Below are 11,249 nucleotides of genomic sequence, written 5' to 3'. Positions count from 1 at the left end.
CTGCGGGTGATAATGGGTGGATGATCTGTGATTCCACACCGGGAGACCGTCCGTGACGGGGCGTGCCCGGAGGCATGCGACGGCGCCGAGGTGGCTGTGGATTCCCGCTGTCCTCGCCGTCGCGTTCCTCCTCGTCCCCATCATCGGGATGGTCACCCGCATCGACCTCGGCCACCTCGGCGAGGTCATCGCGGCCCCCGAGTCGCAGCTGGCGATGGGACTGTCCCTGCTCACGTCGACGATCTCCGCGCTCGTCAGCGTCGTCCTCGGCTTCCCGCTCGGCTATCTGCTCGCCACGACGACGTTCGCGGGGCAGCGGCTCGTGCGCACCCTCATCCTCCTCCCGCTCGTCCTGCCGCCGGTCGTCAGCGGCCTCGCGCTCCTCTACACGTGGGGGCGCTCGGCGTATCTCGGGTCCCTGCTCACCGATGCCGGTCTCGGGCTCGCGTACACGACGGCGGCCGTCGTCGTCGCCCAGATCTTCGTCTCCCTCCCGTTCATGGTGATGTCGGTCGAGACCGCGGTCGCCGCGCGCGGGCAGCGCTACGAGATCGCCGCCGCCGAACTCGGGGCGACCCCGATGCGCGTGTTCGCCACGGTCACCCTCCCCATGCTGCGGGCGGGCATCCTCACCGGCGCCGTCCTCTGCTTCGCCAGGTCCCTCGGCGAGTTCGGGGCGACCCTCACCTTCGCCGGCTCCCTGTCGGGCGTGACCCGGACGATGCCGCTGCAGATCTACCTCGTCCGCGAGTCCGATCCGCAGTCGGCGATCGCCCTCTCCCTGCTCCTCGTCGTCACCGCGCTCATCATCATCGTCCTCGCGTACCGCTCGCCCCACGCCCCGCGTCTGCGCCGCTTCGGACCGCGCGCCTCGGCTCCCGGTGCGACGATCGCGCGCACGGGCGCTCCCGCCGCCCGGCTGGATGGCACCGATGCTGTCCTCCCGGTGGCGGAGGCCCAGCCGGGATCCCACGCCGCTCGCAGGAGCGCCACCTCCGAGATCGGCCGCGTGGCCGACGCCGGAGCCGCCACCGGTCCCGCCGCCGGGGCCACCACCAGTCCCGCCGCCGCTGCCGGCGACGGTCGACTGAGCCTGAGCGCCCAGCTGCCCGCCCGCGGTCTCGACATCGCCCTCGACGTGCCCGCCGGACAGACGACGGCACTCATCGGCCGCAACGGGGCCGGGAAGTCGAGCCTCTTCCAGATCATCACCGGCGCCCTGCCCGCCGAGTCCGGGGCGCTGCGCCTCGGCGACCGCACGATCTTCGACATCGACGCCGGGCACTGGCCGCCCATCCACGCCCGCGGGGTCGTCCACCTCGCCCAGAACCCGCTGCTCTTCCCGCACCTCAGCGTCCTCGACAACGTCGCGTTCGGCCTCCGCGCCCACGGGCACCGGACCGCCGACGCCCGCGCCGCCGCCCAGGCGATGCTCGACCGCCTCGGCGTCGGCCACTGCAGCGACCGCCGCCCCGAGGCGGTCTCCGGCGGGCAGGCAGCGCGCATCGCCCTCGCGCGGGCGCTCGTCATCGACCCCACGCTCCTCCTCCTCGACGAACCCCTCGCCGCCCTCGACGTCGACGTGAAGATCAGCACGCGCGCAGTCCTCGCCGACGTGCTGCGCGGACGCAGCGCCCTGCTCATCACCCATGACGCTGCCGACGTCGCGGCTCTCAGCCGCGCGCTCGTCCTCATCGACGCCGGTCGCGCCAGCCTCGTCGACGCCGACGGACAGGCCGGGCCCGGGATCGACGACGACTTCGTCCGCAGCTTCCGCGCCACCACCCCCACCCGCCTCGGCGGGGAGACCGACGACAGGAGCACCCCGGCCTTTGCGAGTCGGAGCGAACCGGAATAGTGTGAAGGCGATCACACCGCACGCTGTCAGTGACCGCTGACGGGATACGAAGGGCGACAACGACGTGGCTGACCTCTCCTACTCCTCCGGACCGTCGACCGAACCCCTGCGCGGGGAGACGATTCCGGCGAACTTCCGGCGCACCGCCGCCGCCCACCCGGACGCGATCGCCCTCATCGACCGCGGGTCCGACCGGCGCTGGACGTATGCCGAGTTCGACGCCGACACCGACGCGCTGGCCGCGGCCCTCCTCGAACGCGGCCTCGGCAAGGGCGATCGCATCGGAATCTGGGCGCAGAACGTCGGAGAATGGGCGCTCGTCCAGTACGCGACGGCGAAGATCGGGGCGATCCTCGTCAACGTCAATCCCGCCTACCGCGCCCACGAACTCGAATTCGTCGTGGGCCAGTCGGGGATGACGATGCTCATCTCGCAGATCGCCGCCCCGCCCCATTCGGACTTCCACGCCCTGGCCACCGAGGTGGCCGCCTCGGTGCCGGGTCTCGATCTCGTCTTCCTCGACACCGTCCCGGACGCTCTGACCGGGACGGCAACGATCGGGGAGCGCGAATCGTTCGCCCGCCTGCTGACCCAGGGCCGGGAGCTGCTCGCCGACCCCGGAGCGAAGTACGCCGTGCGCCTCGAACAGGCGGCGGCCGAACTCTCCGCCGACGATCCCATCAACATCCAGTACACCTCCGGCACGACGGGCTTCCCCAAGGGCGTGACCCTGTCCCACCACAACATCCTCAACAACGGCTACTTCATCGGCGAGCTGCTCTCGTACTCGCCCGCCGACTCCGTCGTCCTGCCCGTGCCCTACTACCACTGCTTCGGCATGGTCATCGGCAATCTCGCGGCGCTGAGCCACGGGGCCTCGGTCATCCTCCCGTCCCCGGGCTTCGACCCGGCGGCGAGCCTCACCGCCGTCGCCGAGGAGGGGGCGACCTCGCTCTACGGGGTGCCGACGATGTTCATCGCCGAACTCGGCCTGCCCGACTTCGCCGACTACGACCTGTCGACCCTGCGCACCGGGGTGATGGCCGGGTCCCCGTGCCCGGTCGAGGTGATGCGCCACGTCATCGACGACATGAACATGTCCGAGGTCGCCATCTGCTACGGGATGACCGAGACCTCACCGGTGTCGACGATGACCCGCGCCGACGACTCCCTCGAGGCCCGGACGCAGACGGTGGGCCGGGTCATGCCCCACGTCGAGGTGAAGATCGTCGACCCGGTGACGGGCCAGACGATGCCCCGCGGGCAGAAGGGCGAACTATGCACCCGCGGGTACTCGGTGATGCTCGGGTACTGGGAGGAGCCGGACAAGACCGCCGAGGCGATCGATGCGGCCCGCTGGATGCACACCGGTGATCTCGCGATCATGGACGACGACGGGTACGTCGACATCTCCGGCCGGATCAAGGACATGGTCATCCGCGGGGGAGAGAACGTCTACCCGCGGGAGATCGAGGAGTTCCTCTACCAGCATCCGGCGATCAGCGACGTCCAGGTCATCGGCGTCCCCGACGAGAAGTACGGCGAGGAGCTCATGGCCTGGGTCATCCTCAAGGACGGCTTCGACACCCTGACCGCCGCCGACGTCAGGGAGTTCGCCGAGGGCCGCCTCGCCCATTTCAAGATCCCCAGGTACGTCGAGGTCCGCGACTCGTTCCCGATGACGGTGTCCGGAAAGATCCGGAAAGTCGAGTTGCGCGAAGAGGGCGAGAGGATCGTTCACGCAGGCAGCACGGTGTGAATGTCGCTCAGGTCACAAGTTCATTGCAGTTGTCCTGGGAACACCTGACGTTTTTCATGTGAGCAGGTCATTCACTAAGATCAGTGGTCATGAGAGTTGAATCACAACCGCTGGTCTCGATGACCGACGTCGAGAAGCACTACGGTGACTTCCACGCGCTCAAGCACATCGATCTCGACATCCACGAGGGTGAGGTCGTCGTCGTCATCGGTCCCTCCGGCTCGGGCAAATCGACCCTGTGCCGGACGATCAACCGGTTGGAGACGATCACCTCGGGATCGATCACGATCGACGGCAAGGAGCTGCCGGCCGAAGGTGCGGCGCTCGCGCAGCTGCGCTCGGACGTCGGCATGGTCTTCCAGTCGTTCAACCTGTTCGCCCACAAGACGATCCTCGAGAACGTCACCCTGGGCCCGATCAAGGTGCGGAAGCTGAAGAAGGCCGACGCGGACAAGCAGGCGATGGCACTCCTCGAACGCGTCGGGGTCGCCCACCAGGCCGACAAGTACCCCGCTCAGCTCTCCGGCGGGCAGCAGCAGCGCGTGGCGATCGCCCGGGCGCTGGCGATGAAGCCGAAGGTCATGCTCTTCGACGAGCCCACCTCGGCGCTCGACCCGGAGATGATCAACGAAGTCCTCGACGTCATGGTCGAACTCGCGAAGGAGGGGATGACGATGGTCGTCGTCACCCACGAGATGGGGTTCGCCCGCAAGGCCGGCAATCGCGTGGTCTTCATGGCCGACGGGGAGATCGTCGAGGTCAACGGTCCGGAGGAGTTCTTCACGAATCCGCAGAGCGGGCGCGCCCAGGACTTCCTCTCGAAGATCCTCACGAACTGATCCCACCCCTGATTCGACCCTCTGTTCCGTTCGACACCACCAAGGAGAAACCATGAAGAAGCTCAGCGTCGCGATCGCCTCGGTCGCGGTCGGACTCCTCGCCCTCAGCGGATGCGGGCAGGGCGGCACCCCCGACAACCCGGCCGACGGCGGTTCGCAGGCCGCGGCACCGGAGTACACGGTCAATGAGAGCGCCGACGTCGCCGACTCGAAGACCTGGCAGGCGGCGAAGGACGCCGGTCAGCTCAAGGTCGGCGTGAAGTTCGACCAGCCGGGTCTCGGCAACGTCACCACCGGCTCCGAGGACCCGGAGGGCTTCGACATCGAGATCGCGAAGATGGTCGGCGCGCAGCTCGGCTTCGCCCCTGACCAGATCGACTTCGTCGAGACCGTCTCGGCCAACCGCGAGCCCTTCCTCCAGCAGGGCACCGTCGACATGGTCGTCGCGACCTACACGATCAACGACGAGCGCAAGCAGGTCGTCGACTTCGCCGGCCCCTACTACGTCGCCGGTCAGGACCTGCTCGTGAAGTCCGACTCCGACATCGCCGGTCCCGAGGACCTCGCCGGCCGCAAGGTCTGCTCGGTCGACGGCTCGACCCCGGCGCAGCGGATCCAGGACGAGTACGGCGACGCCGAACTCGTCACCTACGACACCTACTCGAAGTGCGTGACCGACCTCCAGTCCGGTGCCGTCGACGCGGTGACGACCGATGACGCGATCCTCCGCGGCTACGCGGCGCAGAACGAGGGCGAGCTCAAGGTCGTCGGCAAGCCCTTCAGCGAAGAGCCCTACGGCATCGGCCTGCCCAAGGACGACACGGCCCTGCGCAACGCGGTCAACGACGCGGTGCAGAAGAGCATGGACGACGGGCAGTGGACCGAAGCCTTCGAGTACACGCTCGGATCGGCCGAGGGCGTGAAGATGCCGGAGATCGACCGCTACTGACCGCTTGCCGCACCGAGGCCGCCCACCGGCTGCCTCACTGACCTGATGCGAGGGCACCGACCGGTGCCCTCGCATCGATTAAGGAACCCGGGATGGACTTTCTCGCCCTGCTCGAGCTCTTCGGCTCCGGCATCTGGGGCACGGTCAAGCTCTTCACCGTCACCCTCGTCGGATCGCTGGTGCTCGGCACGATCCTCGCCGCCATGCGGGTCTCACCGACCCCGGTGCTGCGGATCGCCGCCTCGGCGTACATCAACATCGTCCGCAACACCCCGCTGACGCTCGTGATGTTCTTCTGCGCCTTCGGACTGCCCTTCCTCGACATCCGCTTCGGCGACTCGAGTTCGTTCAACTCATTCGTCTACGCGACACTCGCGCTCACCGCCTACACCGCGTGCTTCGTCGCCGAGACCCTCAAGGCGGGCATCGCGACGATCCCCGTCGGCCAGGCCGAGGCCGCCCGGGCCATCGGGCTGACGTTCAACCAGACGCTCACGGAGGTCATCCTGCCGCAGGCCTTCCGGACGGTCATCCCGCCGCTCGGCAGCGTCATCATCGCGATGCTCAAGAACACGTCGATCGCCTCGGCGTTCAACAACCGCGAACTCATCTCCGCGATGCGCAACGCGATCGAGCTCCGCGGCGACCTCGTCATCCCGATCCTCTTCGGCACCGCCGTCGCCTACCTCATCCTCGCGCTCATCCTCGGGCGCATCTTCTCCTACCTCGAGCGGAAGCTGGTGATCCTCCGATGAGCGCACCGACAGAGGTTCTCTTCGACGCCCCGGGCCCGAAAGCCCGCCGCAACAACGTCATCCTCTCGATCGTCTCGACGATCGTGCTCGCCGGGCTCATCGCATGGATCATCTGGAAGTTCGCCGACGCCGGACAGCTCGAACCCGAGAAGTGGTATCCGTTCACGTTCGCCCAGATCCAGCTCGTCCTCCTCGACGGCATGCTCGCGACCCTCAAGGTCGCCGCCGTCGCCTCGGTGCTCGCGCTGGCCGTCGGCGTCGTCTTCGCCCTCCTGCGGCTGTCGTCGAAGCGGATCATCTCCGTGCCCGCGACGATCGTCCTCGAGTTCTTCCGCGGCGTGCCCGTCCTCCTCCTCATCTTCGCGACGTTCCTCCTCTTCGGGAACACGATCGGCCCGTTCTGGTCCGTCGTCATCGGCCTCACCCTCTACAACGGCATGGTGCTCGCCGAGATCATCCGCGCCGGCATCCTCGCCGTGCCGAAGGGCCAGCGGGAAGCGGCGATGGCGATCGGCCTGCGACCCGGACAGGTGATGAGCCTCGTGCTCATGCCGCAGGCGCTGCGGGCGATGATGCCGACGATCGTCGCGCAGATCGTCGTCCTCCTCAAGGACTCGGCGCTCGGCTTCATCGTCACCTACCAGGACCTTCTCTACCAGGTCAACCTCATCGGCCGCGAGTACAATAACCTTCTGCCGACGTTCATCGTCGGTGCCGCGCTCTTCATCATCATCAACATGATCGTCGCGAGCTTCGCGCGGTGGCTCGAGAGGCGACTGCAGCGCAAGACCACCGCCGACGTCGAGGGCGAAGGGCTGACGACGGCACCGGTGCGCTGAGCTGCTCACCGACGAGGAAAGGGACGTGAGGATGGAACCCGAACTCAGCGCCACCCCGGTGACGATGCGCCACAACCGTGGCCGGGAGCGCTTCGAACTCTTCACCACCGACGATCCCGAGGCGTTCGTCGGGTTCCTCGCCTACCAGCGGATCGGCGACAGCACCCTCGAACTCCAGCACACGATCATCTCCGAGGGCTTCTCCCGGCGCGGATTCGCCCGCACCCTCGTCACGCACGCCCTCGACGAGATCCGGGCGAACGGGGAGACGATCGTCCCGCTGTGCACCTACGTCCAGGACTACCTGCAACGGTTCCCGCAGTACGCCGATCTCGTCGCCGACAGGTGAGGGCGGGAGCCGGTCGCTACGCCCCGAGCCCCAGCGGCGACCTCCACATCGGCAACATCCGCACGGGAGTGCTCGCGTATGCGCGCGCCCGGCAGCAGGGCCAGCGCTTCCTCTGGCGCGTCGAGGACCTCGACCGAGTCCGGCCGGGCGCGGCGGAGTCCCAGCGGGCGGTGTTCGCCGACCTCGGGATCGTGCCCGACGACGACCCCCTCGTCCAGTCCGCGCGTCTCGACGTCTACGCTGAGGCGATCGCCCGTCTCGATACGGCTGGACTCGTCTACGAATGCTACTGCTCGCGCAAGGACATCCAGCAGGCCCCCTCAGCCCCGCACGCCCCACCGGGAGCGTATCCGGGCACGTGCCGCGACCTCTCCGAGGAGCAGCGCACCGAGCGGCGGACCGCCCTGGCCGCCGCGGGCCGGAGTCCGGCTCTGCGGCTGCGCTCGGAGAACCGGGAGGTCACCGTGGCCGACGCTCTGCTCGGCACGATCACGGCACCGGTCGACGACGTCGTGCTCCGGCGCGGTGACGGCGTGTTCGCCTACAACCTCACCGTCGTCGTCGACGATGCGGCCAGTGGGATCACCGAGGTGGTCCGCGGGGACGACCTCGCCTCCTCGGCCCCGCGGCAGGCCCGTCTTGCCGAACTCCTCGACCTGCCCGAGCAGGCGTGGCTGCACGTTCCGCTCGTGCTCAACGAGTCGGGGTCCCGGCTGGCCAAGCGCGACGGCGCCGTGACGTACGAGCAGCTGCGGGCCCGCGGCTGGACGGTCGCCGATGTCTACGGATGGATCTGGGAGTCCCTCGGCGGGCCTGAGCCGACGAGTGCCACCGGAGGCAGTGCCCGGTGGCGGTCGATCGAGGACGTCATCGCCGGGCTCGACGTCGCGCGGCTGAGGTCGGAGCCGACGGTGTTCGTCCCGCCGGCCGACGACGCGGCCTGAGGGGCAGACCGTCTCTCGCGGCGTGAGTCGAGGCGCCGCGCTGCAGAAGCTGCGGCCTGAGCGGCGGGCCGTTTCAGGCGGTCGGTCTCAGGCCGCGGTGTCGACGTATCCGGCGATGACGTCGGCGTAGATCGACTCGAACGTGTCGAGCGTGTACTCGATGTCGTGGGTGGCGACGACGTCGAGGGAGGCCCGGGACATCGCCTCGTACTGCGCGGGCGTCTGCGTGCAGATGCGGGTGAAGCGATCGGCGAGGGCCTCGATGTCGCGCGGCGGGAACAGGTAGCCGTTGACGCCGTCGCGGACGAGGTGGGGCAGGGCGACGGCGTCGGCGAGGACGACGGGTTTGCGCGAGGCCAGGGCCTCGAGTGTGGCGATCGACTGGAGTTCGGCCGTCGAGGGCATGCAGAAGAACGTGCACCGGGCGTAGGCGTCCATGAGCGCGGAGTCGCTGATCTTGCCGAGCACGTGGATGCGCTCGGCGATGCCGAGTTCGGCGGCGAGCGCCTTGAGCGGCTCCTCCTGATCGCCGCCCCCGACGATGTCGGCCTCGAGGCCGCGTGCCGGGTCGGTGAGTGCGACGGCGCGGACGATGTCCTCGGCGTGCTTCTCCGCCGAGAGCCGACCGACGAAGAGCACCCGCGGGGCAGCCGCCTCGGTGGCCGACGAGGAGCCCTTCCCACCGGTGGCCGGCTGCTTGAGGTGGGAGAACCGGTCGAGGTCGATGCCGCAGGAGACGGCGCGGATGGGGGAGCTGAAGCCGTTCTGCGTGAGCAGGTCCGCGGCGAGCTGGGTGGGGACGGTGATGAACTCGGCGGACTGGAACTTACGGCGCAGATCCCACCAGGCGAGCGCGGTGCCGCCGTCGACGAGCGGCTTGGGCACCCGGAGGTAGGGGCGGACGTTCTCGGGCATGAAGTGGTTCGTCGCGACGACGGGGATGCCGCGCTTGTGCGATTCGGAGAACGCGTAGCGGCCGATGACGAAGTGCGCCTGCGTGTGGACGACGTCGGGCTTGAGGGTGTCGAGGAGGCGGGCGATCTCCGGCTTCGTCTCCCACGGCATGCAGATCGTCCACGTGGGGTGGAGCATCCAGCGGTGGGAGGTGAGGCGGTGGACGGTGACGCCGTTCTCCACGCTCACCGAGGGGGTGCCGGTCGCCGAGGGGCAGGCGACGTGGACGTCATGTCCGCGGGCGGCGAGTCCCGCTGCCAGGCGTTCGGCGAACTTCGCCGCTCCGTTGACCTCGGGGGCGTAGGTCTCGGTGGGGATGAGGATGCGACGGGTCGATTGTGCGGACAGAGCTCAACTCTCCTCGGTGTCGGTCAACTGATCGTTCTGGCGGGCGTCGCGGCGTTCGTCCTCGCGATCCTTGACATCGGGATGATACCGAGACAATACAACGACCCCGAGACACGCGACCAATCCTGTGATCGTGATGACAACGACGAGCCATGGGGGAGCGGCGTGGGCCTCACCGAGGACGACGGAGCCGAGGATGACCGCGGCGATGGGATCGACGACGGTGAGCCCGGCGATGACCATCTCCGGGGGGCCGGCGGCGTACGAGTTCTGCACGAACCAGGAGCCCAGCGCTGCGGCGACGATGAGGGCTGCGACGTTGAGCCACGTGACGTTCTCGATGCCGGCGCGCAGGAACTGGACGCTGACGAGATGGGCGTTCGTCGCCACGCACGCGAAGAGCAGGCCCGCCGCGGTGATGAGGACGAGCTGCGGGGCGTGGCGGAAGAAGAGCATGACGATGAGCCCGGCGGCGACGATGACGCCGGTGATCCACACGAGCGGCAGGGCGTCGGCGCCGAGGTGGACCGACGTGCGCGCGGTCGTGGCTGACAGGGCGACGAAGACGGTGACGCCGACGGTGCACCACACGACGGCCTGGACGAGGCGGCGGTTGACCTTGAGCCCGCGGTACCTCACGCCGAGGAGGACGGAGACGATGAGAGAGAACGCCCCGATCGGCTGGACGACCATGACGGGGGCGAGGGCGAGGGCGAGGAAGTTCCCCAGGGTGCCGAGGCCGAGGATGAAGAGCCCGAGCAGCCATTTCCGGTTCCCCAGCAGCTCCTTGAAGTGCGCCCAGCTCAGACCGTCGTGGGAGTTGTCCTGATCGGCGACGGCGTCGTGCTGGTAGAGGGCCCCGAACGCGAGGGCCACAGCTGCCAGAACGGCTAAGGCGATGGCCACAATGGTCACGTGTTCTGCTTCCGTCGGGGATGGCTCGCAAGGGTCACCCCCGATGTTACAGTGCAGTACGCGCGAGCGTCGTGCGCGCGGGGCGATTGTCCGGTTCCCCGTCTCCCCGAGGTGGGGGAAACCGGAGGTGCCCATGTCGGGCACCGCTGGCCCAGGGCGAGCGGGGCAGGTGTGACCTAACGCACTGGGCGCCGCTTTGGCGAGGTCGGCTCACCTTTGCTATGCTGATTTCTCGTGCGCAGGTCACTGCCACATTCCTCCGTAGCTCAGTTGGCAGAGCATTCGACTGTTAATCGAAGGGTCGCTGGTTCGAGCCCAGCCGGGGGAGCAGAGCAAGGCCCCGTCGTTCGCGACGGGGCCTTCGTCGTTCCCCGAATGCCCGCACGCACACCCACATGGGTATGCGGGGGCCCGTGCAGCCAGCAGGAAGCAGCGCACCGCCTGCGACGAGCCGGAATAATTGAAACCTCAACCAGGTTGGCATGGATATGAAGGCATTCGGATTCTTGAGTTTCGGCCATTACGGACCCGGCGCGGCCCCAGGGGAGTACGGCGCGAAGGAAGCCCTGAAGCAGGCCGTCGAGATCGGCGTCGGCGCCGACGAGATCGGCGTCAACGGAGCGTACTTCCGCGTCCACCACTTCGCCAGGCAGGCGGCGTCGCCGATTCCCGTCCTCAGCGCGATCGCCGCGAAGACGAAGCACATCGAGGTCGGCACCGGCGTCATCGACATGCGGTAG

The 11,249-nt window shown here is 68.4% G+C and carries 11 protein-coding genes and 1 tRNA gene; 10 read left to right on the top strand and 2 right to left on the bottom strand.

Annotation, left to right across the window (positions count from 1 at the left end; translation table 11 throughout):
* Positions 1–52: 52 nt before the first annotated feature.
* The 8 genes from J9315_RS09315 to gluQRS all read left to right on the top strand — a co-directional run bounded on the left by J9315_RS09315 (position 53) and on the right by gluQRS (position 8,292).
* The gene (locus J9315_RS09315) at positions 53–1,858 is read left to right on the top strand and encodes an ABC transporter permease (RefSeq protein ID WP_198498683.1); all 1,806 of its coding nucleotides are present in this window, start codon (positions 53–55) and stop codon (positions 1,856–1,858) included.
* A gap of 64 nt (positions 1,859–1,922) precedes the next feature.
* A complete protein-coding gene (locus J9315_RS09310) occupies positions 1,923–3,617 on the top strand; it encodes an AMP-binding protein (RefSeq protein ID WP_211977662.1) in 1,695 nt (564 codons plus the stop codon).
* A 110-nt stretch (positions 3,618–3,727) separates the two neighbouring features.
* Entirely contained in the window at positions 3,728–4,456 is a 729-nt protein-coding gene (locus tag J9315_RS09305) for an amino acid ABC transporter ATP-binding protein (RefSeq protein ID WP_211979286.1), read from the top strand.
* Between the two features lie 52 nt (positions 4,457–4,508).
* Positions 4,509–5,405: a glutamate ABC transporter substrate-binding protein gene (locus J9315_RS09300; RefSeq protein ID WP_211977660.1), complete on the top strand. Its 897-nt coding sequence runs from the start codon at positions 4,509–4,511 to the stop codon at positions 5,403–5,405.
* A 92-nt stretch (positions 5,406–5,497) separates the two neighbouring features.
* Positions 5,498–6,160: an amino acid ABC transporter permease gene (locus tag J9315_RS09295; protein ID WP_211977658.1), complete on the top strand. Its 663-nt coding sequence runs from the start codon at positions 5,498–5,500 to the stop codon at positions 6,158–6,160.
* Positions 6,157–6,999, top strand: a complete 843-nt coding sequence (locus J9315_RS09290; RefSeq protein ID WP_198498687.1) for an amino acid ABC transporter permease — start codon at positions 6,157–6,159, stop codon at positions 6,997–6,999. The genes J9315_RS09295 and J9315_RS09290 overlap by 4 nt, the downstream gene beginning before the upstream one ends.
* A gap of 1 nt (position 7,000) precedes the next feature.
* On the top strand, positions 7,001–7,348 hold the full coding sequence (locus tag J9315_RS09285; RefSeq protein ID WP_349251979.1) for a GNAT family N-acetyltransferase: 348 nt from the start codon (positions 7,001–7,003) through the stop codon (positions 7,346–7,348).
* A complete protein-coding gene (gene gluQRS / locus J9315_RS09280; RefSeq protein WP_211977656.1) occupies positions 7,345–8,292 on the top strand; it encodes a tRNA glutamyl-Q(34) synthetase GluQRS in 948 nt (315 codons plus the stop codon). The genes J9315_RS09285 and gluQRS overlap by 4 nt, the downstream gene beginning before the upstream one ends.
* Positions 8,293–8,379: 87 nt before the next feature.
* Here gluQRS and J9315_RS09275 read toward each other — a convergent pair whose 3' ends face one another.
* Both J9315_RS09275 and J9315_RS09270 read right to left on the bottom strand, forming a co-directional pair.
* Positions 8,380–9,564: a glycosyltransferase gene (locus J9315_RS09275; protein ID WP_249121078.1), complete on the bottom strand. Its 1,185-nt coding sequence runs from the start codon at positions 9,562–9,564 to the stop codon at positions 8,380–8,382.
* 33 nt (positions 9,565–9,597) lie between these two features.
* Positions 9,598–10,509, bottom strand: coding sequence for a DMT family transporter (locus tag J9315_RS09270; RefSeq protein ID WP_249120863.1), 912 nt, complete (start codon positions 10,507–10,509; stop codon positions 9,598–9,600).
* A gap of 255 nt (positions 10,510–10,764) precedes the next feature.
* Between J9315_RS09270 and J9315_RS09265 the strand changes: the two genes are divergently transcribed.
* Positions 10,765–10,837 (top strand) — tRNA-Asn (locus J9315_RS09265).
* A gap of 178 nt (positions 10,838–11,015) precedes the next feature.
* Positions 11,016–11,249 carry an LLM class flavin-dependent oxidoreductase gene (locus tag J9315_RS09260; RefSeq protein WP_349251963.1) on the top strand — a complete coding sequence of 78 codons (234 nt, stop codon included), beginning with the start codon at positions 11,016–11,018 and terminating at the stop codon, positions 11,247–11,249.

Source organism: Brevibacterium sp. W7.2 (assembly GCF_018137945.1).
GTDB classification, from domain to species: domain Bacteria; phylum Actinomycetota; class Actinomycetes; order Actinomycetales; family Brevibacteriaceae; genus Brevibacterium; species Brevibacterium sanguinis.
Note: the sequence above shows the minus strand (reverse complement) of the source record. Positions and strands in the feature narration are given on the sequence as shown.